Below are 25,526 nucleotides of genomic sequence, written 5' to 3' on the forward strand. Positions count from 1 at the left end.
GTAAGATTTGCTCCCTTTGTCGTGTTCGAGAGCGCCTCCCTTGTTGCAGAACATTCGTGTCGTCCTGGTCAATACCAGTCATCCGGGCAATATCGGCGGAGCTGCGCGGGCCATGAAGAACATGGGCCTGTCGCGGCTGGTGCTGGTCGAGCCTCGCTTGTTTCCCCATCACGAAGCCGATGCCCGGGCTTCCGGCGCTGGTGACATCCTGGCCGGTGCGCAGGTCGTTGCCAGCCTGGAAGACGCCCTGGTGGGCTGCAACCTGGTGCTCGGCACCAGTGCCCGCGACCGCCGCATCCCCTGGCCCATGCTCGACCCCCGCGAATGCGGGACGAAAGTGGTCGAGGAAGCCGCGCAGGGCATCGAAATCGCTTTGGTGTTCGGTCGTGAAGACTCCGGCCTGACCAACGACGAGCTGCATCGATGTCACTTTCACGTGCATATCCCTTCCGACCCCGGATTCAGTTCGCTGAACCTTGGGGCGGCGGTGCAGGTGTTGAGTTATGAAGTGCGCATGGCCTGGCTGGCGGCCGAAGGCAAGCCGAGCAAGGTGGAAAAATACGAGGTGACGTCGCCGCGCAGTGAGACACTGGCGACCATGGATGAACTGGAGCGATTCTATGAACACCTGGAACAGGCCCTGGTGGACATCGAATTTCTCGACCCGGACAAGCCTCGGCACTTGATGGCGCGCCTGCGTCGGTTGTACGGACGAAGCTCGGTCAGCCGGGCGGAGATGAATATATTGCGCGGCATCCTCACGGAAACCCAGAAAGCGGCCCGTGGCGAGCTGATTAAGCGGAAGGATTAAAATGTTCGATCGTTTGCGTGAAGATATCCAAAGCGTTTTCCATCGTGACCCGGCGGCGCGCAACGCCTTTGAAGTGCTGACCTGCTATCCGGGCATGCATGCCATCTGGATCCATCGGTTGTCCGGTGCGTTGTGGGGCATGGGCTGGAAGTGGCTGGCGCGGCTGGTCTCGAACTTCGGCCGCTGGCTGACCGGGATCGAGATCCATCCGGGGGCCAAGGTCGGTCGTCGGTTCTTCATCGACCACGGCATGGGCATCGTCATTGGCGAAACCGCAGAGATCGGCGATGACGTGACCCTGTACCAGGGCGTGACCCTGGGCGGCACCAGCTGGAACAAGGGCAAGCGCCACCCGACCCTGGGCGACGGCGTGGTGGTGGGCGCAGGCGCCAAGGTGCTCGGCCCGTTCACCGTCGGGGCCGGGGCGAAAGTCGGTTCCAATGCCGTGGTCACCAAGGCCGTGCCACCGGGCGCGACCGTGGTGGGCATTCCGGGGCGGATCATCGTCAAGTCCGATGACGAGCAGGATGCCCGGCGCAAGGCCATGGCCGAGAAGATCGGCTTCGACGCCTACGGTGTCGGCGAAGACATGCCCGACCCGGTCGCCCGCGCCATCAACCAGTTGCTCGATCACCTGCAGGCCGTCGATGGGCGCCTGGAGGGGATGTGCGGGGCCCTGAAGGACCTGGGCAGTAATTACTGTGCCAAGGAACTGCCTGAACTGCGCGAAGAGGATTTCGCGTGTGTGAAGGATAAGGATCAGAGTCAGGTCGGCTGAAGCCCTGCGGGGCTTATCGCGAGCAGGCTCGCTCCCACATTGAATCTGCGTCGAACACGAGTCATGTAGTCAACGACGATCCTCTGTGGGAGCGAGCCTGCTCGCGATGAACGATAACGCGGTATAGCTGGTCGCCGGCAACCACCCTTTGCTATCATGCGCGCGCTCTTTCGCGGGTAAACCCGAGTGCTCCACTAGGTCTTATAGTTGACTTAATTACTCGGGAATTGCATACTCGCCCCCATTCCGAACTCCGTGGTAATTGTCCATGCGACTGACTACAAAAGGCCGATACGCCGTGACCGCAATGCTGGATCTGGCATTGCATGCGCAGCACGGGCCGGTGTCCCTGGCCGATATCTCCGAGCGCCAGGGCATTTCCCTGTCTTACCTTGAACAGCTGTTCGCCAAGCTGCGTCGCAGCAACCTGGTGTCCAGCGTGCGTGGTCCCGGTGGCGGCTATCAGCTGTCGCGGGACATGCAAGGCATCCAGGTCGCCCAGGTGATCGATGCGGTGAACGAATCGGTCGATGCGACCAAATGTCAGGGGTTGGGCGACTGCCATGGCGGCGATACTTGCCTGACCCATCATCTGTGGTGCGATTTGAGCCTGCAGATCCACGAATTTCTGAGCGGTATCAGCTTGGCTGACCTTGTCACCCGCCGTGAGGTGCAAGAAGTAGCCCAGCGTCAGGACCAGCGCCGTTGCAATGGCAGGGCGCCGCACCTGGACAAGATTGAAGCGTCCGCCGTCGAATGACTGCCGCAGAGCAAGCGGAACGCCAGCCAGCCTGATTTAGGAGAGAGTCCATGAAATTGCCGATTTACCTTGATTACTCTGCGACCACCCCGGTTGATCCGCGTGTCGCGCAGAAAATGAGTGAATGCCTGCTGGTCGACGGAAACTTCGGTAACCCGGCCTCCCGCTCCCACGTGTTCGGCTGGAAGGCCGAGGAGTCGGTCGAGAACGCCCGTCGCCAGGTCGCCGACCTGGTCAACGCCGACCCGCGTGAAATCGTCTGGACCTCCGGTGCCACCGAGTCCGACAACCTGGCAATCAAGGGTGTCGCGCACTTCTATCACACCAAGGGCAAGCACCTGATCACCTCCAAGATCGAGCACAAGGCTGTCCTGGACACCATGCGCCAACTGGAGCGTGAAGGTTTCGAAGTCACCTACATCGAGCCTGGCGAAGACGGCCTGATCACCCCGGCCATGGTTGAGTCCGCACTGCGCGACGACACCATCCTGGTTTCGATCATGCACGTGAACAACGAAATCGGCACCGTCAACGACATCGAAGCCATCGGCGAACTGACCCGTTCCCGGGGCATCCTGTTCCACGTCGACGCGGCCCAGTCCACCGGCAAGGTCGACATCGACCTGTCGAAGCTCAAAGTCGACCTGATGTCGTTCTCCGCCCACAAGACCTACGGTCCTAAAGGTATCGGCGCGCTGTACGTGAGCCGCAAGCCGCGTGTTCGCCTCGAAGCGACCATGCACGGCGGCGGTCACGAGCGTGGCATGCGTTCCGGCACCCTGGCGACCCACCAGATCGTCGGCATGGGCGAAGCCTTCCGCGTAGCCAAGGAAGACATGGCTGCCGAGAACGTGCGCATCAAAGCCCTGAGCGACCGCTTCTTCAAGCAGGTCGAGCACCTGGAAGAGCTCTACGTCAACGGCAGCATGACCGCCCGCGTACCGCACAACCTGAACCTGAGCTTCAACTACGTTGAAGGCGAGTCGCTGATCATGGCGCTCAAGGACCTGGCCGTGTCGTCCGGTTCGGCGTGCACCTCGGCGTCCCTCGAGCCTTCGTATGTACTGCGTGCCCTGGGCCGCAACGACGAACTGGCCCACAGCTCGATCCGCTTTACCTTCGGCCGCTTCACCACCGAAGAAGAAATCGATTACGCCGCGCAGAAGGTCTGCGAGGCCGTCACCAAGCTGCGCGCACTGTCGCCGCTGTGGGACATGTACAAAGACGGCGTCGACATTTCGAAAATCGAATGGGCGGCGCACTGAGAAGTCGCCACCAGAGCGGCTCCACTGATGAGGATTGAAGCAAATGGCATATAGCGAAAAGGTCATCGACCACTACGAGAACCCGCGCAACGTCGGCAAGATGGACGCGCAGGATCCTGATGTCGGCACCGGCATGGTCGGCGCCCCGGCATGCGGCGACGTGATGCGCCTGCAGATCAAGGTCAACGAGCAAGGCATCATCGAAGACGCCAAGTTCAAGACCTACGGCTGCGGCTCGGCGATTGCGTCCAGCTCCCTGGCCACCGAGTGGATGAAGGGCAAGACCCTTGATGAAGCCGAAACCATCAAGAACACCCAGCTGGCCGAAGAACTGGCCCTGCCGCCAGTGAAAATCCACTGCTCGGTACTCGCTGAAGACGCCATCAAGGCCGCTGTTCGCGACTACAAGCAGAAGAAAGGCTTGATCTGAACCGCGCAGGTAAGGAGTTTCCATGGCTATCCAGATGACAGAAGCAGCCGCCAGGCACATAGAGCGCTCCCTCGCGGGGCGCGGCAAGGGCGAGGGCATCCGCCTGGGTGTTCGCACCACGGGTTGTTCCGGCCTTGCCTATGTACTGGAATTCGTCGATGAAGTCGGCGAAGACGATCAGGTGTTCGAGAGTCATGGTCAGAAAGTGATCATCGACCCGAAGAGCCTGACGTACCTGGACGGCACTGAGCTGGATTTCGTCAAGGAAGGGTTGAACGAAGGCTTCAAGTTCAACAACCCCAACGTGCGCGGTGAATGTGGCTGCGGCGAAAGCTTCAACATCTGAGGCGGCTTGTGGGTACTCCTTGTCATTTTGCTTTGTTTCAGATGCAGCCGGGTTTCAGCCTGGATCTCGATGAGCTGTCGGCGCGCTATCTCGAGCTGGCCCGTGGCGTCCATCCGGACCGCTTCGCGGACGCCTCCGAGGCCGAGCAGCGGCGGGCGCTCGAGCAGTCCGCGAACCTCAACGAGGCCTACCAGACGCTCAAGAGCCCGGCCAAGCGCGCGCGCTACCTGCTTGCCATCAGCGGTCATGAATTGCCCCTGGAAGTCACGGTGCACGATCCCGAGTTTCTTCTGCAGCAGATGCAGTGGCGCGAAGAGCTCGAAGACCTGCAGGACAGTGCCGACCTGGCTGGTGTCGCCGCGTTCAAGCGCCGCTTGAAGGGCGCCCAGCAAACCCTGAACGAAAGCTTCGCAGCCTGTTGGAACGATGCCGCGCAACGCGAACAGGCCGAACGCCTGATGCGGCGCATGCAGTTCCTCGACAAGCTCACCTACGAAGTGCGCCAGCTCGAAGAGCGCCTCGACGATTAACCCAGTGCCGCTCCGGTCGCACGCCTGATTACAGATAAGTCCTGATTACGATGGCCCTACTGCAGATCGCCGAACCCGGCCAAAGTCCACAACCGCACCAGCGTCGCCTGGCTGTGGGGATCGACTTGGGTACCACCAATTCCCTGGTCGCTGCGTTGCGCAGCGGTCTTTCCGAGCCGCTGGCCGACGAGCAGGGGCGGGTGATCCTGCCGTCCGCCGTGCGCTACCACGCCGATCGCGTCGAAGTGGGCGAGTCAGCCAGGCTGGCCGCCGCGACCGATCCGCTGAACACCATCGTCTCGGTCAAGCGCCTGATGGGGCGCGGCCTGTCCGACGTCAAGCAATTGGGCGATCAACTGCCGTACCGCTTCGTCGGCGGCGAGTCCCACATGCCGTTCATCGACACCGTGCAGGGCCCGAAAAGCCCGGTGGAAGTGTCGGCCGACATCCTCAAGGTCCTGCGTCAGCGCGCCGAAGCGGCGTTGGGTGGTGAACTGGTGGGTGCGGTCATCACCGTCCCGGCCTATTTCGATGACGCCCAGCGCCAAGCCACCAAGGACGCGGCCAGGTTGGCCGGCCTGAACGTGCTGCGCCTGCTCAACGAGCCGACTGCCGCGGCGGTGGCCTACGGTCTGGACCAGCACGCCGAAGGGCTGGTTGCCATCTACGACCTGGGCGGCGGTACCTTTGATATCTCCATCCTGCGCCTGACTGGCGGCGTCTTTGAAGTCCTGGCCACCGGCGGCGACAGCGCCCTGGGCGGCGATGACTTCGACCATGCCATTGCCGGCTGGATCATCGAGCAGGCGGGCTTGTCCGCCGACCTTGATCCGGGTGCGCAACGTCACCTGCTGCAAACCGCCTGCGCCGCCAAGGAAGCCCTGACCGACGCCGCGAGTGTCGAGGTTGTCTACGGCGACTGGAAAGCCTCTCTGAGTCGCGAAGCCTTCGATGCGCTGATCGAGCCCATGGTCGCCCGCAGCCTCAAGGCCTGCCGCCGCGCCGTGCGTGATTCCGGCATCGAGCTTGAGGACGTCAAGGCCGTGGTCATGGTCGGTGGTTCGACCCGTGTGCCTCGGGTGCGTGAAGCCGTTGCCGAGGCCTTTGGTCGTCAGCCCCTGACCGAAATCGACCCCGATCAGGTGGTTGCCATCGGCGCCGCGATCCAGGCCGATACCCTGGCCGGCAACAAGCGCGACGGCGGCGAACTGCTGTTGCTCGACGTGATTCCGCTGTCCCTGGGGCTGGAGACCATGGGCGGCCTGATGGAGAAGGTGATTCCGCGCAATACCACCATCCCTGTCGCCCGCGCTCAGGATTTCACCACCTATAAAGACGGCCAGTCGGCCATGATGATCCACGTGCTGCAAGGCGAACGGGAACTCATCAGCGACTGCCGTTCCCTGGCGCGCTTCGAATTGCGCGGCATCCCGGCCATGGTCGCCGGTGCGGCGAAGATCCGCGTGACCTTCCAGGTCGACGCCGATGGCCTGCTCAATGTCTCTGCCCGCGAACTGGCTTCGGGCGTCGAGGCCAGCATCCAGGTCAAGCCGTCCTACGGCCTGACCGACGGCGAAATCGCCCGGATGCTCAAGGATTCCTTCCAGTACGCCGGTGACGACAAGGTGGCCCGCGTGCTGCGCGAGCAGCAGGTCGACGCCCAGCGCCTGATCGAAGCCGTGCAAGGCGCCCTTGAGGCTGACGGCGAGCGTCTGCTGGACGCCGAAGAGCGCATGGTCATCGAATTGCAGATGCAGGAATTGTCCGAATTGATCAAAGGCACGGATGGCTATGCCATCGAGCAGCAGACCAAGCGTCTGTCGCAAGTCACCGATGCCTTTGCCGCCCGCCGCCTGGATTCGACGGTCAAAGCCGCCCTGGCGGGGCGTAACCTGAATGAAATCGAGGAGTAATAGATGCCGCAGGTGATTTTTTTACCCCACGAGAAATTCTGCCCCGAGGGCATGGTGGTGGAGGCTGCGCCTGGGACGTCTATCCTTGAGCTGGCCCATGAGCACCATATCGAGATGGAAAGCGCCTGTGGCGGCGTCTGCGCCTGCACCACCTGCCATTGCATCATTCGTGAAGGTTTCGATTCGCTGGAAGAGGCGGACGAGCTGGAAGAAGATTTCCTCGACCGGGCCTGGGGCCTGGAAGCGCAATCGCGCCTGGGTTGCCAGGCCATCGTCGGTACGGAAGACCTGACCGTCGAAATCCCGAAATATTCGCTTAACCATGCGGCTGAAGCGCCGCACTGATGGTGAGACTGTCATGAGCTATGGTTGGAATGATGTACAACGCATCGCTGAAGAGTTGGCCGAAGCCAGGCCGGATGTAGACCCGATGACGGTCAACTTCGTCGATCTGCAGCATTGGATCATGGAGCTTGACGGCTTCGACAGTACCTCTGGCCGCTGTGGCGAGAAGGTGCTGGAAGCGGTCCAGGCGCTCTGGATCGAAGAAATCGACTGATCGGCCTGGCAGGTTAGGCAATACCCATGAACCCGCGTATAATTCGCGGGTTTAATTTTTCGCACATTACCGTTTCTGGAGTTACACCCATGGCTGTTCAACGTACTTTCTCCATCATCAAGCCTGACGCCGTTGCTAAAAACGTGATCGGCAAGATCGTCACCCGCTTCGAAGACGCCGGCCTGCGCGTTGTTGCTTCGAAAATGAAGCAACTGTCCAAGGCTGAAGCCGAAGGCTTCTACGCTGAGCACAGCGAGCGCGGTTTCTTCGGTGAGCTGGTTGCGTTCATGACTTCCGGTCCGGTTGTCGTTCAGGTTCTGGAAGGCGAAAACGCCATCGCTCGCAACCGTGAGCTGATGGGCGCTACCAACCCTAAAGAAGCTGCTGCCGGCACCATCCGCGCTGACTTCGCCGAGTCCATCGATGCCAACGCCGTTCACGGTTCGGACTCCGAAGCCGCTGCTGCTCGCGAAATCGCTTACTTTTTCGCCGCTACTGAAGTAACCGCTCGCTAAGTAAAGCTTGTGAGTGAGGGTGAGACCATGACTGCATCGATCGGCAAGATTAACCTGTTGGGCTTGACCCAGCCGGAAATGGAGAAATTCTTCGACTCAATCGGGGAGAAGCGTTTCCGTGCCGGTCAGGTAATGAAATGGATTCACCACTTTGGCGTCGACGATTTCGACGCGATGACGAATGTCGGCAAGGCCTTGCGTGAAAAGCTCAAGGCCGTTGCCGAGATTCGCGGCCCCGAAGTGGTCAGCCAGGACATTTCCAGCGACGGCACCCGCAAGTGGGTGGTGCGCGTGGCGTCCGGCAGCTGCGTCGAGACCGTCTACATTCCCCAGGGCAAGCGCGGCACCTTGTGCGTTTCGTCCCAGGCAGGCTGTGCCCTGGATTGCAGTTTCTGCTCCACCGGCAAGCAAGGCTTCAACAGCAACCTCACCGCCGCCGAAGTGATCGGCCAGGTGTGGATTGCCAACAAATCCTTTGGCAGCGTCCCGGCGACCGTCGACCGTGCCATCACCAACGTGGTGATGATGGGCATGGGTGAGCCGCTGCTGAACTTCGACAACGTCGTCTCCGCCATGCACCTGATGATGGATGACCTGGGCTACGGCATTTCCAAGCGCCGGGTGACCCTGTCCACTTCCGGCGTGGTGCCGATGATCGATGAGCTGGCCAAGCACATCGACGTCTCCCTGGCGTTGTCGCTGCACGCACCCAATGACGCATTGCGTAACCAATTGGTGCCGATCAACAAGAAGTATCCGCTTAAGATGCTGCTGGACTCTTGCCAGCGCTACATGTCGGCCCTGGGCGAAAAGCGCGTGCTGACCATCGAGTACACCCTGCTCAAGGATGTGAACGACAAGGTCGAACACGCGGTCGAGATGATCGAGCTGCTCAAGAACATCCCGTGCAAGATCAACCTGATCCCGTTCAACCCGTTCCCGCACTCCGGTTACGAGCGTCCGAGCAATAACGCGATCCGTCGCTTCCAGGATCAGCTTCATCACGCGGGCTTCAACGTCACCGTGCGCACCACCCGTGGCGAAGACATCGATGCCGCGTGTGGTCAATTGGTCGGGCAGGTGCTGGATCGCACCCGTCGCAGCGAACGCTACATTGCCGTGCGCGAGTTGAACGCCACCGACGATGTGCAGAACGCTGCGAACGGTCACTAAGAGAGGAACTCTATGTCCCTGCGCTTCGCGCTGCTGTTGCTGTTCACCGGTCTGTGCGCCGGTTGTGTTCTGTCGGGCGACTACAACCCGATGAAAACCAGCAAGGGGCGTGACGAAGCGCGTGTGGCCTATGTGCAACTGGGCATCGGCTACCTGCAGCAGGGCATGACCGAGCGGGCCAAGGTGCCGCTCAAGAAAGCCCTGGAGCTGGACAGCTCCGACGCTGATGCCAACGCGGCCCTGGCCCTGGTATTCCAGGCCGAGCTGGAGCCGGAGCTGGCCGACGAGCATTTTCGCAAGGCACTGTCCAGCCGGCCGCAGGACGCGCGGATCCTGAACAACTACGGCAGCTTTCTTTTCGAACAGAAACGCTACAAGGACGCCTACGAGCGCTTCGAGCAGGCTGCCGCCGACACCCTTTATCCCGAGCGTTCGCGGGTGTTTGAAAACCTCGGTATGACCGCCGCGCAGCTTGGCCAGCGCGACCTGGCTCGCCAGCAGTTGGAAAAGGCGCTGCGACTCAACCGCCAGCAACCGCGAGCACTGCTGGAAATGGCTGAGTTGTCTTACGAAGACAGGCAATATGTGCCCGCGCGGGACTATTACGAACGTTTTAGTCTGCTGAGCGAGCAAAATGCACGTAGTCTATTGCTCGGCGTTCGGCTGGCGCATGTATTCGAAGACCGTGACAAGGCCGCCAGTTATGGCCTGCAACTAAAAAGACTCTATCCCGGTACGCCGGAATATCAGCAATACCTGTCGGAGCAATGATGAAAGCGGCGCATCCTGAAGTGGTAGCAGCGACTCGCGTGAACCCCGGTGAGACCCTGCGTCAAGCCCGCGAAAGCAACGGTTGGTCGCTGGCCCAAGTGGCCCTCAAGCTCAATCTCACCGTGGCTTCGCTGAGCAACCTGGAAGCGGGCGCGTTCGACAAATTGCCGGGGCATACCTTTGCCCGGGGCTACATCCGCGCCTACGCCAAATTACTCGACATGGACCAGACCGTGCTGGTCCAGCAATTCGATCAGTACACCGGTTCCGATGCCCAGGGCAGTAACGTGCACAGCCTGGGTCGCATCGAGGAGCCGGTACGTGTTTCCCACACCATTTTGCGAATCGTCAGCCTGTTGTTGCTGATCGCGGTGATTGGGGGCGGTTTCGTCTGGTGGCAGGATCAAACCTCCCAGCGCGCCAAGGAATCGGTTGCGATGGCCCCGGAGCATGTAGAAGTGGAAGGTGCCGACGGCACCACCCGGATCCATCCGCTGGACGAGCCGGAAGACCAGGCTGTGCTCGAAGGCCAGGCTGAAGGCGAAACCAACCTGGCATTGCCGCAAGGCCAGGATGGTGCTGACGCCGAAGCCGGTGCCGAGCCGGGCTCCCCTGCTGCCCCTGCCGTTGCCCCTGTCGTGCCAGGCACGCCTGCGCCAACCACCAGCGCACCGGTTGCCCCGAGCGTACCGGCGCCGACCGTTGCAGCTCCAGCTCCAGCTCCAGTGCCTGCTGCTCCGGCAGCCGCACCGGTTGCCCCTGTGGCGCCGGCCGCGGGTGAAGGCCAGGTGCAGATTCAATTCATCGCCGACTGCTGGACGCAAGTTACCGACGGCAACGGCAAGGTGTTGTTCAGCGGCCTCAAGCGCAAGGGCGACAGCACCTCCATCAACGGCAAGCCACCGTTTGCCGTACGCCTGGGCTATGCCCGTGGCGCGCAGGTCAGCTACAACGGCCAGCCGGTCGATGTGGCTCCGTTCACCAGTGGCGAGACTGCTCGCCTGAAGTTGGGTCAATAAGTCATGCACGGCGAATCTCCAATCAAACGTCGCGAATCCCGCAAGATCTGGGTCGGCAACGTGCCCGTGGGCGGCGATGCGCCTATCGCTGTACAGAGCATGACCAACAGCGACACCAACGACGTGGCCGCCACCGTTGCGCAGATCAATCGCCTGGAAGCCGCCGGTGTCGACATCGTGCGGGTGTCCGTGCCGGACATGGACGCCGCCGAGGCGTTCGGCAAGATCAAGCAGTTGGTCAAGGTGCCGCTGGTGGCCGACATTCACTTCGACTACCGCATTGCCCTGCGCGTGGCCGAGCTGGGTGTCGACTGCCTGCGCATCAACCCGGGCAACATCGGTCGCGAAGACCGTGTGCGCGCCGTGGTGGATGCCGCCCGCGACCGGGGTATTCCGATCCGTATCGGGGTGAACGCCGGTTCCCTGGAAAAAGACCTGCAGAAGAAGTACGGCGAACCCACGCCGGCGGCCCTGGTGGAGTCGGCGTTGCGCCATGTCGAGCACCTGGAGCGCCTGAATTTCCAGGACTTCAAGGTCAGCGTGAAGGCCTCCGACGTGTTCATGGCCGTCGAAGCCTACCGCCTGCTGGCCAAGGAAATCGTCCAGCCGCTGCACCTGGGCATCACTGAAGCCGGTGGGTTGCGTTCGGGCACGGTGAAATCCGCCGTCGGCCTCGGTATGCTGCTCGCCGAAGGGATTGGCGATACCATCCGCATCTCGTTGGCGGCTGATCCGGTCGAGGAAGTGAAAGTCGGCTACGACATTCTCAAATCCCTGCACCTGCGTTCCCGTGGCATCAACTTCATCGCCTGCCCGAGCTGCTCGCGGCAGAACTTCGATGTGGTCAAGACCATGAACGAGCTGGAAGGGCGTCTCGAAGACCTGCTGGTGCCGCTGGATGTCGCGGTGATCGGCTGTGTGGTCAACGGGCCGGGCGAAGCCAAGGAGGCCCATATCGGCCTCACGGGCGGTACGCCGAACCTGATTTACATCGACGGCAAGCCGTCGCAGAAGTTGACGAATGACAATCTCGTGGATGAGCTGGAACGGCTGATCCGCGAGAAGGCGGCCGAAAAGGTCGAAGCCGACGCAGCGGTCATCGCACGCGGCTGAGCAAACGAATTTTTAAGGATTTATTGTGAGCAAGTCTCTGCAAGCCATCCGTGGCATGAACGACATCCTGCCCGAACAGACGCCCCTGTGGCGCTATTTCGAGGGCACTGTCGCACGTTTGCTGGATAACTACGGTTACCGGCAGATCCGCATGCCGATTGTCGAGTTCACCGAGCTGTTCAAGCGCTCCATCGGTGAAGTGACCGACATCGTCGAAAAAGAGATGTACACCTTCGAGGACCGCAACGGCGATTCCCTGACCCTGCGCCCCGAAGGCACGGCGGCCTGTGTGCGAGCGGTGCTTGAGCACGGCATCACCGGCGGTGGCCAGGTGCAGAAACTCTGGTACATCGGCCCGATGTTCCGTCACGAGCGCCCGCAGAAAGGTCGCTATCGCCAGTTCCACCAGATCGGTCTGGAAGTGTTCAACCTCGACGGCCCGGACATCGACGCCGAGCTGATCGTCATGACCTGGCGCCTGTGGGGCGAGCTGGGCCTTCGTGACGCGGTCAAGCTTGAACTCAACAGCCTGGGCACCAGCGAGTCCCGTGGCCGCTACCGTGAAGCGTTGGTGGAGTTTCTTTCCGCGCACCTGGACAAGCTCGACGAAGACAGCCAGCGCCGTCTCAAGACCAATCCGCTGCGCGTGCTCGACACCAAGAATGCCGAGACCCAGGCGATCCTGGCTGACGCGCCGAAAATGGCCGACTACCTCGACGACGAATCCCGTGCGCACTTCGAAGGGTTGAAGGCGCGCCTGGACGCCGTGGGCATTCCTTACGTGATCAACCCCAAGTTGGTCCGTGGCCTGGATTACTACAGCAAGACCGTTTTCGAATGGGTTACCGACAAGCTCGGCGCCCAGGGCACCGTGTGTGCCGGCGGCCGCTACGACGGGCTGGTGGAGCAGATGGGCGGCAAGCCGACCCCGGGCGTGGGCTTTGCCATGGGCATCGAGCGTCTGGTGCTGATGCTTGAGGCCCTGGACAAGGTGCCGCAAGAGCTTTCCCGTCAGGTCGACGTCTACCTGTGCGCTTTCGGTGAAGCGGCCGAACTGGCGGCCATCGTTCTGAGCGAAGCGCTCAGAGATCGATTGCCCAATCTGCGCCTGCAGATCAACGCCGGCGCCGGCAGCTTCAAGAGCCAGTTCAAGAAGGCCGACAAGAGCGGTGCGCTGTATGCACTGATCCTGGGTGACGACGAACTGGCCCAACAAGTGGTAGGTTTCAAACCCCTGCGTGGCCAGGGCGAACAACAAAGCATTGCCTGGGATGCGCTTGCTGCACACCTGGCCACCTGCGTCGTGCAGGGTTGAAGCTGTCAAACAGCCGATTTAGCGATTAAGGAGTATTGGGGTGTCGAGTACCGAAGATGAACAGCTGGCGGATTTGAAGGACTGGTGGAGTCGCAACGGCAAGCCGCTGGTCACTGGCGGCCTGTTGGCGCTGGTCATCGTATTCGGCTGGCAGGCGTTCCAGAAATACCAGAGCAACCAGTCGCAAGGCGCCTCGATGCTCTATCAGCAATTGCTGGAAACCACCCTGACCCCGGACGGCAAGCCTGACGCTGGCCGCGTGGCGGACCTGGCCGGCAAGCTCAACAGCGAATACGGCGGCACCGCCTACGCGCAGTACGGTCGCCTGTTCGTGGCCAAGGTTGCCGTGGACAGCGGCAAGCTGGACGATGCGGCCATCGAACTGAAAGGTATCGTCGACAAGCCGGCCAACCCGACCCTGGGTGAAGTGGCGCGTCAGCGTCTGGCGCAGGTGTTGGCGGCACAGAACAAGACCGAAGACGCGTTGAAGCTGCTCGACGGCGATGCCGACAAGGCGTTCCTGGCGACCCGCGAAGAACTCAAGGGCGACCTGCTGGTACAACTGGGTCGTGCTGATGAGGCCCATGCGGCCTACCAAAAAGCCAAGGCTGCGCTGTCGGACGAAGCCGCAGTCGGTGGCCTGCAAATCAAGCTGGACGACCTGGCCAAAGGGGATGCGTGACGTGATCCGTTGGAAACATGCAGCATTGCTGGCTCTGGCCATTCTGGCCGCGGGTTGCAGCAGCAACAGCAAGAAAGAACTGCCGCCGGCCGAACTGACCGACTTCAAAGAAGAAGTCGTGCTGCAGAAGCAATGGAGCCGCTCCATCGGCGACGGCCAGGGCGAAACCTACAACATGCTGGTGCCGGCCATCGACGGCGACACCATCTATGCCGGTGACGTCACCGGCGTGGTAATGGCGATGGATCGCCTGAACGGCGACGTCAAATGGAAGAAAGATCTCGAACTGCCGGTTTCCGGCGCCGTTGGCGTGGGTTACGGGCTGGTCATGATCGGCACGCTCAAGGGTGAGATCGTCGCCCTGGACGCCAGCAACGGTGAAGAGAAATGGCGCGCCCGCGTGACCAGCGAAGTACTCGCACCGCCTGCCAGCAATGGTGACGTGGTCGTGGTCCAGACCCAGGATGACCGTCTGATCGGTCTGGATGCCGCCACCGGCAACCAGCGCTGGTTGTACGACAGCACCCCGGCGGTCCTGACCCTGCGTGGTACCAGTGCGCCGATCGTCACCAACCGCCTTGCGGTGGCCGGGTTGTCGAGCGGTAAAGTGGTTGCCCTGGACATCTCCAACGGTGTGCCGGTGTGGGAACAACGTGTTGCCGTTCCACAAGGTCGTTCGGAACTGGAGCGCGTGGTCGACATCGACGGCGGCCTGCTGCTGTCCGGTGGCACGATCTACGTCGCCAGCTACCAGGGTCGTGTCGCGGCGCTGGACCTGGAAAGCGGTCGTCCGTTGTGGCAGCGCGATGCGTCCAGCTACGCCGGTGTCGCCCAGGGCTTCGGCAGCGTCTACGTCAGCCTGTCCTCGGGCACGGTTGAAGGCGTCGACGAGCGTTCCACCACCGCACTGTGGAGCAACGATTCCCTGGCCCGTCGTCAACTGTCGGCTCCGGAAGTGTTCTCCAGCTACGTTGCAGTAGGCGACCTGGAAGGTTACCTGCACCTGCTGAGCCAGGTGGACGGTCGTTTCGTCGGCCGCGAGCGCATCGACAGCGACGGCCTGCGTGCCCGTCCGCTGGTGGCAGGCAACATGATCTATGTGTATGGCAACAGCGGCAAACTGGAAGCCCTGACCATCAAGTAAGACTATGCTTGGGGTTCAATCCCCAAGCGGCTTCACCTGAGCACCAGCCGCTGCCTAGCAGCGGCTTTTGTATTTTCTGAAATAACGAAGTGGAGAGCCGCATGGTTCCCGTAATCGCCCTGGTGGGCCGACCGAACGTCGGCAAGTCCACCTTGTTCAACCGCCTGACCAGGACTCGCGACGCCATTGTCGGCGACTTGTCCGGTCTGACCCGTGATCGCCAATACGGTGAGGCCAAGTGGCAAGGGCGTACCTACATTCTGATCGACACCGGCGGCATCTCCGGCGACGAACACGGCATGGACGAAAAGATGGCCGAGCAGTCGCTGCTCGCCATTGAAGAAGCGGATGTGGTGCTGTTCCTGGTAGACGCCAAGGCCGGTTTTACCGCCGCCGACCAGATGATCGCCGAGCATTTGCGCAAACGTAACAAGCGCTCCCACGTGGTCGCCAACAAGGTCGACAACATCGACCCGGACATGGCCCGCGCCGAGTTCGCGCCGTTGGGTATGGGCCAGGCGATCCCGATTGCCGGTGCCCACGGTCGCGGCATCAGCCAGTTGCTGGAAGTCGCCCTGGCTGACTTCCCGAAAGACGACGATGAGCCGGAAGAGGGCGAAGAAGAGATCGTTGCCGAAGGCGAGGAAGCCAAGCGCATTCCGGGCCCGAGCGAAAAGGACGGGATCAAGATCGCGATCATCGGCCGCCCGAACGTGGGCAAGTCGACGCTGGTCAACCGCATGCTCGGCGAAGACCGGGTCATTGTGTACGACCAGCCCGGCACCACCCGCGACAGTATCTACATCCCGTTCGAGCGCAACGAAGAGAAGTACACGCTGATCGACACCGCCGGTGTGCGCAAGCGCGGCAAGATCCACGAAGAAGTCGAGAAGTTCTCCGTGGTCAAGACCCTGCAGGCGATCAAGGACGCCAACGTGGTGATCTTCGTGATGGATGCCCGCGAAGGCGTGGTCGATCACGACCTGAACCTGTTGGGCTTTGCCCTGGAAGCCGGTCGCGCGCTGGTCATCGCGATCAACAAGTGGGACGGCATGACGCCGAGCGAGCGTGATTTCGTGAAGGTCGAGTTGCAGCGTCGGCTGTTCTTCGTCGACTTTGCCGACATCCACTTCATCTCGGCGTTGCACGGTACGGGCGTGGGTAACCTCTACGCGTCGGTGCAGAACTCCTTCAAGTCGGCCGTGACCCGCTGGCCGACCAACCGCCTGACCCAGATCCTGGAAGACGCTGTTGGCGAACACGCGCCACCGATGGTCAACAACCGTCGGATCAAGCTGCGTTACGCTCACCTGGGCGGCGCCAACCCGCCGATCATCGTGATCCACGGCAACCAGATCGAGAAGGTGCCCAAGTCGTACGTCCGTTACCTGGAAAACACCTATCGCCGTGTCCTGAAGCTGGTCGGCACGCCGATCCGCATCGAGTTCAAGGGCGGCGAGAACCCGTACGAAGGCAACAAGAACACGCTCACCGACCGCCAGGTCAACAAGAAACGCCGCTTGATGTCGCACCACAAGAAGGCCGACAAGAAGCGTCGCGACAAGCGCTGATCAGCTGCATGGGCTTTTTGTGGCGAGGGGATTTAGCGAAACGTCGCACCGCCCCGCTGGGGCGCGAAGCGGCCCTGAATCCTGTCACCTCGGTGTTTCAGGCAGATTGAGTTGGCCTTTTTGGGGCCGCTTCGCGCCCCAGCGGGGATAAATCCCCTCGCCACAGGGTTTGCGTTGAAATAGGGTGCCAATCGGCACCCTTTTTCATGCCCGGCGATTGGGCTATCCTCGACCTCTCCCGCGCCGTGCCAGAGCCGGGTGCCGACGCAGAGAACACCCGATGATCACCAGCAAGTTGCCGAATGTCGGCATCACCATTTTCACCCAGATGTCCCAGCTCGCCGCGCAGACCGGTGCGCTCAACCTGTCCCAGGGGTTTCCCGATTTCGATGGCCCGCAGGCCCTGCGCGATGCGGTCGGCCGGCATATTGCCCAAGGCCATAACCAGTATTCGCCCATGACCGGGCTGCCGGCGCTGCGTCAGCAGATCGCGGCGAAGATCGCTCGCAGTTACGGCGCCAGCGTCGATGCCGACCAGGAAGTCACCGTGACCCCCGGCGCGACCCAGGCGATTTTTTGCGCCATCGCAGCGGTGGTTCAGAGCGGCGACGAAGTGATCGTGTTCGATCCTTGCTATGACAGTTACGAACCCGCCGTCCAACTGGCGGGAGGGCGTTGCGTCCACGTCCAGCTGGGCCTGGATGACTTTGCCATCGATTTTCAGAAACTCGGCGAAGCTCTGAGCCCGCGTACGCGCATGATCATCCTCAACACGCCGCACAACCCGAGCGGCGCGCTGATCAGTCGTGCGGAGCTGGATCAACTGGCAGCGTTGATTCGTGATCGCGACATCTACCTGATCAGCGACGAAGTCTATGAACACCTGGTGTTCGACGGCGTGCCCCATGCCAGCGTCCTCGCCCACGAGGAACTGTACCGCCGCGCCTTTGTGGTCAGTTCGTTCGGCAAGACCTACCACGTCACCGGCTGGAAAACCGGCTACGTCGTGGCGCCACCGGCCCTGACGGCAGAGTTGCGCAAGGTGCATCAGTACGTCAGCTTCTGTGGCGTGACACCGCTGCAATACGCCCTGGCCGACTACATGGCCGAGCATCCGGAGCATGTGGAAGAACTGCCGGATTTCTACCAGGCCAAGCGCGACCTGTTCTGCGATCTGCTGGCCCCGTCGCGGTTCAGCTTCAAGCGCGTGACCGGCACCTATTTCCAGTTGGTGGACTATTCGCAGATCCGTCCGGACCTGAACGACGTCGACATGGCGGTCTGGATGACCCGTGAGCATGGCGTGGCGACGATTCCGGTGTCGGTGTTCTACCAGAACCCACCCGAAGGCCAGCGCCTGGTGCGCCTGTGCTTTGCCAAACGTGAGGAGACGTTGCGCGAAGCGGCGGAAAAACTATGCGTGATCTGAGCGCGTTGCCGAACCTCAATATCGCCCTGGTCCAGACGACCCTGGCGTGGCACGACCGCCAGGCCAACCTGGAACATTTCGAAAGCCTGCTGGAGCAGGCGCGCGGGGCAGACCTGATCATCCTGCCGGAAATGTTCACCACCGGGTTCTCCATGGAATCGCAAACCCTGGCGGAGCCCGAACATGGCCCCACCAGTGTATGGATGCGGACCCAGGCAGCAAGGCTGGATGCGGTGATCACCGGCAGCCTGATTGTCCAGGCCGCTGACGGCAGCCATCGCAATCGCCTGCTCTGGGTCCGACCGGACGGCGAGGTGCTGCATTACGACAAGCGACATCTGTTCCGCATGGCCGGCGAGCACGACCACTACACGCCGGGCGAGCGCCAGGTGCTGTTCGAGCTCAAGGGCTGGCGGGTCCGTCCGCTGATTTGCTACGACCTGCGTTTCCCGGCCTGGAGCCGTGACGCCGAGGACACCGACCTGTTGCTGTACACCGCCAACTGGCCGGGCGCCCGGCGCCAGCACTGGAACCGCCTGCTGCCGGCCCGCGCCATCGAGAACCTGTGCTACGTGGCGGCGGTGAACCGCATCGGCACCGACGGCAAGGGCTTTGCCTATACCGGCGACAGCCAGGTGCTGGATTTCCAGGGCGAAACCTTGCTCAGCGCGGGAGAGGCCGACGGTGTATTCATGGTGAGTTTGAATGCGGCGGACCTGGCGGCGTATCGCACGCGGTTTCCGGCGAACCTCGATGCCGATCAGTTCGAATTCATCTGATTGAAACGATTCAGCCCTCAAGAAGTGTCAGGGTAGGCCGATATACGGGCAGCCAAGGAGAATACCTATGACCACTATCAGCGCAACGATTGCCAGCCCATACTCGATTTCGACCCCTAAAGTCTCGATCAGGGGGACTGACGATACGACGGCGTCGACAGACGCCAGCGGCGAAAAGGAAAAGTCACTGAAAGTTGATACCAGCGGCGCCAACGTCGCCGGTGCACCCGCCAGCAAGGGTGTGGATGTCATCGAGCAGATCAAGAAGCAGATCGAGCAGACCGAAAAGCTGTTGGCTCAACAGCAAGCGCAGCTGGCCCGAGTGCAGAAGAGCCAGGCCAGCGAGGAACAGAAGGCTCAGCAGGCAATGGCTATCCAGACGCAAATCATGGGCACCCAGGCCGCTTTGCAAACCCTGCGGGGGGCGTTGCTCCAGGCCATGACGGTTGGGGTTGATACCCACGCCTGACATCTTCGTTGCCTGACCGGCCCCATCGCGAGCAGGCTCTTGATCGTTCCCACGCTCCGCGTGGGAATGCAGCCGGGGACGCTCCGCGTCCCAGGAGCCGAACGCAGAGCGTCCGTTGATGCGTGCCCACGCGGAGCGTGGGAACGAGGCCCCAAGGTTCACACCCCGGGGCCTTTTGTATTTCAGCCGTGGATCAGGCCGCCTTGGCCTCAGGCTGGCTCAGCGAGCGGTTCAGGGCGCTGAACAGGGCCTTGAAGCTGGCGGTGGTGATGTTTTCATCGATGCCCACGCCGTGCACCGCACGTTCACCGTTGACCCGCAGTTCGATGTATGCCGCCGCCTTGGCGTTGGTGCCGGCACCGATGGCGTGTTCGTTGTAATCCATGATCTCCACGGGGATTGGCAGGCCGGCCACCAGTGCCTCCAGCGCGCCGTTGCCCTTGCCACGCCAGTGCAGGTTGGTTTCGCCCTGGCCCTTGCTGGCGACTTCCACTTCCACGGCGCTGTTGCCGTTTTCTTCCTGCAGGCGATGGCTGACCAGCGCGTACGGGGTGTTGGCTTGCAGGTATTCGCGTTGCAGCAGGCCGTGAATCTGCTGGGCGGTCATTTCGAGGCCGAGGCGGTCGGTCTCGCGCTGAACCACCTGGCTGAACTCGATCTGCATGCGGCGCGGCAGGCTGATGCCGTATTCCTGCTCCAGCAGGTAGGCGATGCCACCCTTGCCCGACTGGCTGTTGACGCGAATCACCGCCTCGTAGCTGCGACCGATATCGGCCGGGTCGATTGGCAGGTACGGCACTTCCCACAGCGTGTCTGGTTTCTGCTGGGCGAAGCCTTTACGGATGGCGTCCTGGTGCGAACCGGAGAACGCGGTGTGAACCAGGTCGCCGACGTAAGGGTGACGTGGGTGCACCGGAATCTGGTTGCACTCTTCGACCACTTTGCGCACGCCGTCGATGTCGGAGAAGTCCAGTTCAGGGTCGATGCCCTGGGTGTAGAGGTTCAGCGCCACTGTCACCAGGTCGACGTTGCCGGTGCGCTCGCCGTTGCCGAACAGGCAGCCTTCGACACGGTCGGCGCCGGCCATCAGGCCCAGCTCGGTGGCGGCCACGCCGGTGCCACGGTCGTTGTGGGTGTGCAGGCTGATGAGCACGCTGTCACGACGGCTGATGTTGCGGTGGAACCACTCGATCTGGTCGGCGTAGATGTTCGGGGTGGCGACTTCGACGGTGGCGGGCAGGTTGAGGATCACTTTGCGCTCGGGCGTCGGGTTCCAGACTTCGATCACCGCGTCGCAGACTTCCTTGGCGAACTCCAGCTCAGTGGCGCTGAACGTCTCTGGCGAGTATTCGAACTGCCATTGGGTTTCCGGCTGCTGGGCCGCGTATTTGACGAACAGCTTGGCCGCGTTCACCGCGATTTCCTTCACGCCTTCCTTGTCCTGGTTGAACACGATGCGGCGGAACGACGGGCAGGTGGCGTTGTACAGGTGGACGATGGCTTTCTTCGCGCCGCGCAGGGATTCGAAGGTGCGGGCGATCAGGTCTTCGCGGGCCTGGGTCAGCACCTGGATGGTGGTGTCGTCCGGGATGTGGCCTTCTTCGATGAGGGTGCGCACGAAGTCGAAGTCAGTTTGCGAGGCGGCCGGGAACGACGCTTCGATTTCCTTCACACCCACAGCGACCAGGGTTTTCCAGAAGCGCAGCTTCTTGACCGCGTCCATCGGCTCGATCAGCGACTGGTTGCCGTCGCGCAGGTCGGAACTGCACCAGATCGGCGCGGCGGTGATGGTCTTCGACGGCCAGGTGCGATCCGGCAGGTTGATGGTCGGGAAGGCGCGGTATTTGGAAGACGGGTCTTTGAGCATGCTCATGGGTGGAATCCTTATTGTCGTGGCCGGAAAAAGGCGGCCTGCCGGTGGTTCGAACGGGATGGCTTTTCAGCCTGGACGAGGTGCCGCGATTCAGCCCGGCAGTCGTGCGCTGACGAGGCACAGGCTGCGGTGCTGGCGAAGCTGGATGAGGGTGTGAGAGGTTTTCATGCCCTCAACCCTAACCGGGTGGGGGGAGGATCGCAAGCAGTCGGGAAAAATTGAGAGAAGTTCTGTTTTTTGGTTGGTTTGCGAGATTTAATCGCGCTTTACCAGATGGTTTGTATTTTTATTGCGTCGATGTTTAGAGCTTGGCAATTCATGATGGGCGGGAGATGCGGCTGCCGCCATCGCGGGCAGGCTCGCTCCCACATGGACTGCGTAGAACCCTGTGGGAGCGAGCCTGCTCGCGATGGGGCCAGTCGCCTCACTCAAAACTCAGGGCTCGAACGCCCCGATAAAGATCGCCGGATCCACCCGCGCATCATTCAGGCTGATGTTCCAGTGCATGTGCGGCCCGGTCGCCCGGCCTGTGGCGCCGACCTTGCCTACCACCGCACCCCGGGCCAGTTGCTGGCCGACCGTCACATCGATCTTCGACATGTGGCAGAACATACTGATAAAGCCCTGGCCATGGTCGACGAACACGGTGTTGCCATTGAAGAAGTAGTTGCCGGTGAGGATCACCTTGCCGGCCGCCGGCGTCTTGATCGGCGTGCCGGCGGGCACGGCGAAGTCCAGGCCGGCGTGGGGGTTGCGCTCTTCGCCGTTGAAGAAGCGACGCACGCCGAACCGGCTCGACAGTGGGCCGTTGACGGGTTTGTCCAGCAGCAGGTTGCTGGGGATGTTCGGGCTGAAGCTGCGGTAGGCCTTCAACTGCACGGCCAGCTCGGCGTCGATGCGCTTGAGGTCCGCCGGGTTCGGATTGACCTGGCGCTTGTTCTTCAGGGTGATGTGCTGCTCGGGGTACTTTTTATAGCCGACCACGAACGGTTGGGTACTGCCGCCGCTGCTGATCTGCTGGGTGCCCGGCTGGACGGTCAGCGGGATGCCGACAATTGCCAGCCAGTTGTTCTGTTCCTTGACCACCAGCACGGGTTTGCCTTGATAACTGGCTTTCGGCGCCTGGGCCGCGCTGCCCAGGTCGACCACGGCCACGCCACCCGGCACGGGTTTGTTCAGCAGGCGGGTGATGTAACTGTCGGCGTGGGCGTTGAAGGTCAGGCACAGCAAAAGCAGGGTTGCTAGGAATCGCGGCATGGATCAATCCAGTAGAGAAAGGGTGACCGGCGTCAGGTGATTGTCTTCGACTCGCACCAGCAGTTCGCCTTCGCCGAGCCGGGCGGTCAGGCGCTGGCCGGTCTGGGTCTGTCCAGCGCTGCGGATCGCATGGCCGCGTTCGTCCAGCAAAATGCTGTAGCCCCGGCCGAGGGTCGCCAGAGGGCTGACGATGTGCAGCGTTTGCATCTGGTTGTGCAAATGCACCCGGCGCGTTTTCAAACCTTCGCGCATGGCCCGGGGCAGGCGTTCGGCCAGGCTGTCCAGGCGTTGGCGCAGCAGTGCCAGGTGACGACCCGGATGCTGGCCGGCGAGGCGGGTTTCCAGGCGGATCAGGCGTTCGCGGCGGGTATTGAGGCTGCGTTCGAAGGCCCGGCGCAGGCGCATGTCCAGGTCGTCCAGGCGCTGGGCTTGCTGGCGCAGACGTTCACCGGGATGGCGCAGGCGTCGGGTCAGGCCTTCGAGGCGCAGTTGATCGCGCATCAGGCGATCACGCATGCGCATCACCAGCCGCCGATGCAGGCTTTCGACCCGGCGCACCAGGTCGCCCGCGTCCGGCGCCAGCAGCTCGGCCGCGGCGGAGGGAGTCGGGGCGCGCACGTCAGCAACGAAATCGCTGATGGACACGTCGGTTTCATGGCCGACGGCGCTGACGATCGGTGTCACGCAGGCGTTCACGGCGCGGGCCACGGCTTCTTCGTTGAAGCACCACAAGTCTTCCAGGGAACCGCCGCCCCGGGCCAGGATCAGCGCATCGAACCCCCGGGCGTCCGCCAGTTTCAGGGCACGGACGATCTGCGCGGTGGCTTCGCGGCCCTGGACGGCGGTGGGGATCAAGGTCAGGGCAATCTGCGGGGCTCGGCGGCGGAACACGCTGATGATGTCGCGGATCACCGCGCCGGTGGGTGAACTGATGATGCCGATGCGTTGCGGATGGGCCGGTAGTGGCACCTTGCGCTCGGCGCTGAACAGGCCTTCGGCGCTGAGCTTTTCCTTCAGGGCATCGAAGGCCAGGCGCAGGGCGCCATCACCGGCCGGTTCCACGGTGTCGAGGATCAGTTGATAGTCGCCACGGCCCTCGAACAGCGAGACCTTGCCGCGCACCTTCACCGCCAACCCGTCCTTCAAGGCCTGGCGCACCCGCGCGGCATTCTGCCGGAACAGCGCGCAACGCACCTGGGCGCCGCTGTCCTTGAGGGTGAAGTAGACATGGCCGGAGGCGGGGCGGGCGAGGTTGGAGATTTCGCCCTCGACCCAGATGTTGCTGAACACGTCTTCGAGCAACACCCGCGCGCGGCCATTGAGCTGGCTGACAGTCAGGACTTCGCGGTCCAGGCCCAGACGGGCAAAGGGATCTTTAATCATGGGCGGCATGATAAGGGCATTTGCCGCTTAATCTCCATGTGTGGAAACAATTAGACCGGGTTGCCTTCATCGCGAGCAGGCTCGCTCCCACAAAGGTTCTGCGTCGTACACAACATATGAATCCAATGTGGGAGCGAGCCCGCGCGCGATAGCAGTGCTGGATAAGCCTACGACCTCTGGCTAAAGTCGCCGCTTCGTCAGCAAGGAAGTACCGGATGAACCTTTTTTCGTGGTTGGGCCAATGGGCATTCGCGCCCACGGATTGGCTGGTGATCGGCCTGGCCATCGCCCTGGCCTATATCGTGTTCGGCATTGCCGGGTTCGGCACGGCGCTGGTGGCGGCGCCGGTCCTGCTGCTGTTCATGCCCCTGTCGAAAATCGTGCCGTTGCTGGTGCTGCTGGATTTTGTCGCGGCGTTCGGCAACCTGCTGCCGTCGCGTAGAGATGTTGCCCGGCCGGAGCTGCTGCGGTTGTTGCCGTGCATGGCGGTAGGTTGCACCCTGGGGGTGATTTTCCTGCTCAATCTCAAGTCCGACCTGCTGTTGCTGTTGATGGGCCTGTTCATCAGCGCCTACGCGATCTACAGCCTGTGGATAAAGACCCGACCGGCGCAGTTGTCGGCGCTGTGGGCGATCCCGATGGGCACGGTGGGCGGGATGTTCGGGGCCCTGTTCGGCAGTGGCGGCTTTTTATATGCGATCTATCTGAACAGCCGCTTGCCCAAGGAGCCGGCCAGGGCCACCCAAAGCGCGCTGATCAGTTGCAGCACCGTGGTGCGTTTGAGCCTGTTCGCTGTCGCGGGCGTGTATGCCGAACTACCCTTGTTGGTACTGGCGCTGTGTTTATTGCCGGCCATGGCGCTGGGGTTGTGGATAGGTCGTCGCCTGACGATGAGGATGTCGCGCGAGGCTTTCGTGCGCCTGGTGACCTGGCTGGTGCTCGCCAGCGGCCTTGCGTTGATCGGGCGCTACCTGAGTGCTTGACCTGGTTTGGCCAGGGATTAAGCTGCCGGCCTCCAATTGCTCCAGCAGAACCCCCAGGCCTCGCCATGAATTCCCAAAGCATCATCGTTCCGAAAATTTCCACCTTGCCGGTCCATGAGCCTCGGGCCCGGGCGATTGTGCGCTGGCTGGTGCGCAAGAACATCGTCGAAGAACAACTGACCACCTGCGGGCGCACCGGCAATCGCATGGCCCACGCCATCGCCCCCGGTGCCCGTGCCGTGGTCCTGCACCCCGACGCTTTGCCGTTCGACGAACCGGTCAACGGCCTGGAAATCATCACCAAGCGTTGCATCTATACCCCGGCCAAGGGCTTTCTCGAGGAAGCAGGCTGTGCCGAGTGCGGCAAGGAAATCGGCGAGGCGCTGTTCGAAAGCCTGGAAGACTGGATGCCCGACCGCACCGACAACTTCACCTGTCCCGAGTGCGGGCATGAAGATGACATCAACGGCTTTCTGTTCCTGCAGCCCTGCGGCTTCTCCAACCTGGGGTTCATCTTCAACAACTGGCTGGAGGCGGGGTTCAGGCAGGAGTTTCTCGACGAGTTTGCCGATTGGCTGGACCAGCCGGTGAGTTGGGTGCGGGTGGAGCTGTAGATAGGCTCACCGGAGAGTGCTTTTGTGGCGAGGGGATTTAGCGA

27 protein-coding genes are annotated in these 25,526 nt (G+C 62.1%); 24 read left to right on the forward strand and 3 right to left on the reverse strand.

Going from position 1 to position 25,526, the window contains the following annotated elements; translation table 11 throughout:
* Nucleotides 1–40 precede the first annotated feature (40 nt).
* The 22 genes from trmJ (at nucleotide 41) to LOY67_RS04975 (ending at nucleotide 19,372) form a co-directional block, all read left to right on the forward strand.
* Nucleotides 41–811 (forward strand): tRNA (cytosine(32)/uridine(32)-2'-O)-methyltransferase TrmJ, encoded by a 771-nt coding sequence (trmJ, locus tag LOY67_RS04870; protein ID WP_265066182.1) that lies wholly within the window; start codon nucleotides 41–43, stop codon nucleotides 809–811.
* Nucleotide 812: 1 nt separating this feature from the next.
* Entirely contained in the window at nucleotides 813–1,589 is a 777-nt protein-coding gene (cysE, locus tag LOY67_RS04875; RefSeq protein WP_265066183.1) for a serine O-acetyltransferase, read from the forward strand.
* Between the two features lie 268 nt (nucleotides 1,590–1,857).
* Complete coding sequence (gene iscR / locus LOY67_RS04880) at nucleotides 1,858–2,349, forward strand: Fe-S cluster assembly transcriptional regulator IscR (protein ID WP_265066184.1); 492 nt, start codon at nucleotides 1,858–1,860, stop codon at nucleotides 2,347–2,349.
* A gap of 50 nt (nucleotides 2,350–2,399) precedes the next feature.
* Nucleotides 2,400–3,614 carry an IscS subfamily cysteine desulfurase gene (locus LOY67_RS04885; protein ID WP_265066185.1) on the forward strand — a complete coding sequence of 405 codons (1,215 nt, stop codon included), beginning with the start codon at nucleotides 2,400–2,402 and terminating at the stop codon, nucleotides 3,612–3,614.
* Between the two features lie 43 nt (nucleotides 3,615–3,657).
* Nucleotides 3,658–4,044, forward strand: a complete 387-nt coding sequence (iscU, locus tag LOY67_RS04890; protein ID WP_003185157.1) for a Fe-S cluster assembly scaffold IscU — start codon at nucleotides 3,658–3,660, stop codon at nucleotides 4,042–4,044.
* 22 nt (nucleotides 4,045–4,066) lie between these two features.
* Entirely contained in the window at nucleotides 4,067–4,390 is a 324-nt protein-coding gene (gene iscA / locus LOY67_RS04895) for an iron-sulfur cluster assembly protein IscA (protein ID WP_265066186.1), read from the forward strand.
* Between the two features lie 8 nt (nucleotides 4,391–4,398).
* The gene (hscB, locus tag LOY67_RS04900) at nucleotides 4,399–4,920 is read left to right on the forward strand and encodes a co-chaperone HscB (RefSeq protein ID WP_265066187.1); all 522 of its coding nucleotides are present in this window, start codon (nucleotides 4,399–4,401) and stop codon (nucleotides 4,918–4,920) included.
* A 50-nt stretch (nucleotides 4,921–4,970) separates the two neighbouring features.
* Entirely contained in the window at nucleotides 4,971–6,833 is a 1,863-nt protein-coding gene (gene hscA, locus LOY67_RS04905) for a Fe-S protein assembly chaperone HscA (RefSeq protein WP_265066188.1), read from the forward strand.
* Nucleotides 6,834–6,836: 3 nt separating this feature from the next.
* Complete coding sequence (fdx, locus tag LOY67_RS04910) at nucleotides 6,837–7,178, forward strand: ISC system 2Fe-2S type ferredoxin (RefSeq protein ID WP_265066189.1); 342 nt, start codon at nucleotides 6,837–6,839, stop codon at nucleotides 7,176–7,178.
* 13 nt (nucleotides 7,179–7,191) lie between these two features.
* On the forward strand, nucleotides 7,192–7,392 hold the full coding sequence (gene iscX / locus LOY67_RS04915; RefSeq protein ID WP_265066190.1) for a Fe-S cluster assembly protein IscX: 201 nt from the start codon (nucleotides 7,192–7,194) through the stop codon (nucleotides 7,390–7,392).
* 89 nt (nucleotides 7,393–7,481) lie between these two features.
* Nucleotides 7,482–7,907, forward strand: coding sequence for a nucleoside-diphosphate kinase (gene ndk, locus LOY67_RS04920; protein WP_003185145.1), 426 nt, complete (start codon nucleotides 7,482–7,484; stop codon nucleotides 7,905–7,907).
* 27 nt (nucleotides 7,908–7,934) lie between these two features.
* Nucleotides 7,935–9,080: a 23S rRNA (adenine(2503)-C(2))-methyltransferase RlmN gene (gene rlmN, locus LOY67_RS04925; RefSeq protein ID WP_258631186.1), complete on the forward strand. Its 1,146-nt coding sequence runs from the start codon at nucleotides 7,935–7,937 to the stop codon at nucleotides 9,078–9,080.
* 12 nt (nucleotides 9,081–9,092) lie between these two features.
* A complete protein-coding gene (gene pilW / locus LOY67_RS04930) occupies nucleotides 9,093–9,851 on the forward strand; it encodes a type IV pilus biogenesis/stability protein PilW (RefSeq protein WP_265066191.1) in 759 nt (252 codons plus the stop codon).
* Nucleotides 9,851–10,870, forward strand: a complete 1,020-nt coding sequence (locus tag LOY67_RS04935; RefSeq protein ID WP_265066192.1) for a helix-turn-helix domain-containing protein — start codon at nucleotides 9,851–9,853, stop codon at nucleotides 10,868–10,870. The genes pilW and LOY67_RS04935 overlap by 1 nt, the downstream gene beginning before the upstream one ends.
* Before the next feature lie 3 nt (nucleotides 10,871–10,873).
* Nucleotides 10,874–11,983 (forward strand): flavodoxin-dependent (E)-4-hydroxy-3-methylbut-2-enyl-diphosphate synthase, encoded by a 1,110-nt coding sequence (gene ispG, locus LOY67_RS04940; protein ID WP_020795607.1) that lies wholly within the window; start codon nucleotides 10,874–10,876, stop codon nucleotides 11,981–11,983.
* A gap of 25 nt (nucleotides 11,984–12,008) precedes the next feature.
* A complete protein-coding gene (gene hisS, locus LOY67_RS04945; protein WP_265066193.1) occupies nucleotides 12,009–13,298 on the forward strand; it encodes a histidine--tRNA ligase in 1,290 nt (429 codons plus the stop codon).
* Nucleotides 13,299–13,338: 40 nt separating this feature from the next.
* Nucleotides 13,339–13,980: a YfgM family protein gene (locus LOY67_RS04950; protein ID WP_265066194.1), complete on the forward strand. Its 642-nt coding sequence runs from the start codon at nucleotides 13,339–13,341 to the stop codon at nucleotides 13,978–13,980.
* Entirely contained in the window at nucleotides 13,973–15,124 is a 1,152-nt protein-coding gene (gene bamB, locus LOY67_RS04955; RefSeq protein ID WP_265066195.1) for an outer membrane protein assembly factor BamB, read from the forward strand. Before LOY67_RS04950 ends, bamB begins: the two co-directional genes overlap by 8 nt.
* Nucleotides 15,125–15,225: 101 nt before the next feature.
* Nucleotides 15,226–16,695, forward strand: coding sequence for a ribosome biogenesis GTPase Der (gene der / locus LOY67_RS04960; protein WP_041023381.1), 1,470 nt, complete (start codon nucleotides 15,226–15,228; stop codon nucleotides 16,693–16,695).
* 280 nt (nucleotides 16,696–16,975) lie between these two features.
* Nucleotides 16,976–18,124, forward strand: a complete 1,149-nt coding sequence (locus tag LOY67_RS04965; RefSeq protein WP_265066196.1) for a pyridoxal phosphate-dependent aminotransferase — start codon at nucleotides 16,976–16,978, stop codon at nucleotides 18,122–18,124.
* A complete protein-coding gene (locus LOY67_RS04970) occupies nucleotides 18,112–18,903 on the forward strand; it encodes an amidohydrolase (protein WP_265066197.1) in 792 nt (263 codons plus the stop codon). Before LOY67_RS04965 ends, LOY67_RS04970 begins: the two co-directional genes overlap by 13 nt.
* A 67-nt stretch (nucleotides 18,904–18,970) precedes the next feature.
* On the forward strand, nucleotides 18,971–19,372 hold the full coding sequence (locus LOY67_RS04975) for a hypothetical protein (RefSeq protein WP_265066198.1): 402 nt from the start codon (nucleotides 18,971–18,973) through the stop codon (nucleotides 19,370–19,372).
* A gap of 193 nt (nucleotides 19,373–19,565) precedes the next feature.
* Here LOY67_RS04975 and leuA read toward each other — a convergent pair whose 3' ends face one another.
* The 3 genes from leuA to xseA all read right to left on the reverse strand — a co-directional run bounded on the left by leuA (nucleotide 19,566) and on the right by xseA (nucleotide 23,885).
* Nucleotides 19,566–21,245, reverse strand: coding sequence for a 2-isopropylmalate synthase (leuA, locus tag LOY67_RS04980; protein WP_265066199.1), 1,680 nt, complete (start codon nucleotides 21,243–21,245; stop codon nucleotides 19,566–19,568).
* 435 nt (nucleotides 21,246–21,680) lie between these two features.
* Nucleotides 21,681–22,502, reverse strand: a complete 822-nt coding sequence (locus LOY67_RS04985) for a peptidoglycan DD-metalloendopeptidase family protein (protein WP_265066200.1) — start codon at nucleotides 22,500–22,502, stop codon at nucleotides 21,681–21,683.
* A gap of 3 nt (nucleotides 22,503–22,505) precedes the next feature.
* Nucleotides 22,506–23,885 (reverse strand): exodeoxyribonuclease VII large subunit, encoded by a 1,380-nt coding sequence (gene xseA, locus LOY67_RS04990; protein ID WP_265067700.1) that lies wholly within the window; start codon nucleotides 23,883–23,885, stop codon nucleotides 22,506–22,508.
* Between the two features lie 215 nt (nucleotides 23,886–24,100).
* On the opposite strand from xseA, the gene LOY67_RS04995 reads away from it, so the two are divergent.
* Both LOY67_RS04995 and LOY67_RS05000 read left to right on the forward strand, forming a co-directional pair.
* Nucleotides 24,101–24,868, forward strand: coding sequence for a sulfite exporter TauE/SafE family protein (locus tag LOY67_RS04995; RefSeq protein ID WP_265066201.1), 768 nt, complete (start codon nucleotides 24,101–24,103; stop codon nucleotides 24,866–24,868).
* A 65-nt stretch (nucleotides 24,869–24,933) separates the two neighbouring features.
* Nucleotides 24,934–25,482: a sugar ABC transporter ATPase gene (locus LOY67_RS05000; protein ID WP_265066202.1), complete on the forward strand. Its 549-nt coding sequence runs from the start codon at nucleotides 24,934–24,936 to the stop codon at nucleotides 25,480–25,482.
* Nucleotides 25,483–25,526 lie beyond the last annotated feature (44 nt).

The organism is Pseudomonas sp. B21-056 (assembly GCF_026016325.1).
Lineage (GTDB): Bacteria > Pseudomonadota > Gammaproteobacteria > Pseudomonadales > Pseudomonadaceae > Aquipseudomonas.

Coding starts and splice junctions, on each gene's coding strand:
- cysE (WP_265066183.1), top strand. CDS start 813: ATGTTCGATCGTTTGCGTGAAGATATCCAAAGCGTTTTCCATCGTGAC.
- iscR (WP_265066184.1), top strand. CDS start 1,858: ATGCGACTGACTACAAAAGGCCGATACGCCGTGACCGCAATGCTGGAT.
- LOY67_RS04885 (WP_265066185.1), top strand. CDS start 2,400: ATGAAATTGCCGATTTACCTTGATTACTCTGCGACCACCCCGGTTGAT.
- iscU (WP_003185157.1), top strand. CDS start 3,658: ATGGCATATAGCGAAAAGGTCATCGACCACTACGAGAACCCGCGCAAC.
- iscA (WP_265066186.1), top strand. CDS start 4,067: ATGGCTATCCAGATGACAGAAGCAGCCGCCAGGCACATAGAGCGCTCC.
- hscA (WP_265066188.1), top strand. CDS start 4,971: ATGGCCCTACTGCAGATCGCCGAACCCGGCCAAAGTCCACAACCGCAC.
- fdx (WP_265066189.1), top strand. CDS start 6,837: ATGCCGCAGGTGATTTTTTTACCCCACGAGAAATTCTGCCCCGAGGGC.
- iscX (WP_265066190.1), top strand. CDS start 7,192: ATGAGCTATGGTTGGAATGATGTACAACGCATCGCTGAAGAGTTGGCC.
- ndk (WP_003185145.1), top strand. CDS start 7,482: ATGGCTGTTCAACGTACTTTCTCCATCATCAAGCCTGACGCCGTTGCT.
- rlmN (WP_258631186.1), top strand. CDS start 7,935: ATGACTGCATCGATCGGCAAGATTAACCTGTTGGGCTTGACCCAGCCG.
- pilW (WP_265066191.1), top strand. CDS start 9,093: ATGTCCCTGCGCTTCGCGCTGCTGTTGCTGTTCACCGGTCTGTGCGCC.
- LOY67_RS04935 (WP_265066192.1), top strand. CDS start 9,851: ATGAAAGCGGCGCATCCTGAAGTGGTAGCAGCGACTCGCGTGAACCCC.
- ispG (WP_020795607.1), top strand. CDS start 10,874: ATGCACGGCGAATCTCCAATCAAACGTCGCGAATCCCGCAAGATCTGG.
- bamB (WP_265066195.1), top strand. CDS start 13,973: ATGCGTGACGTGATCCGTTGGAAACATGCAGCATTGCTGGCTCTGGCC.
- der (WP_041023381.1), top strand. CDS start 15,226: ATGGTTCCCGTAATCGCCCTGGTGGGCCGACCGAACGTCGGCAAGTCC.
- LOY67_RS04965 (WP_265066196.1), top strand. CDS start 16,976: ATGATCACCAGCAAGTTGCCGAATGTCGGCATCACCATTTTCACCCAG.
- LOY67_RS04970 (WP_265066197.1), top strand. CDS start 18,112: ATGCGTGATCTGAGCGCGTTGCCGAACCTCAATATCGCCCTGGTCCAG.
- LOY67_RS04975 (WP_265066198.1), top strand. CDS start 18,971: ATGACCACTATCAGCGCAACGATTGCCAGCCCATACTCGATTTCGACC.
- leuA (WP_265066199.1), bottom strand. CDS start 21,245: ATGAGCATGCTCAAAGACCCGTCTTCCAAATACCGCGCCTTCCCGACC.
- LOY67_RS04985 (WP_265066200.1), bottom strand. CDS start 22,502: ATGCCGCGATTCCTAGCAACCCTGCTTTTGCTGTGCCTGACCTTCAAC.
- xseA (WP_265067700.1), bottom strand. CDS start 23,885: ATGATTAAAGATCCCTTTGCCCGTCTGGGCCTGGACCGCGAAGTCCTG.
- LOY67_RS04995 (WP_265066201.1), top strand. CDS start 24,101: ATGAACCTTTTTTCGTGGTTGGGCCAATGGGCATTCGCGCCCACGGAT.
- LOY67_RS05000 (WP_265066202.1), top strand. CDS start 24,934: ATGAATTCCCAAAGCATCATCGTTCCGAAAATTTCCACCTTGCCGGTC.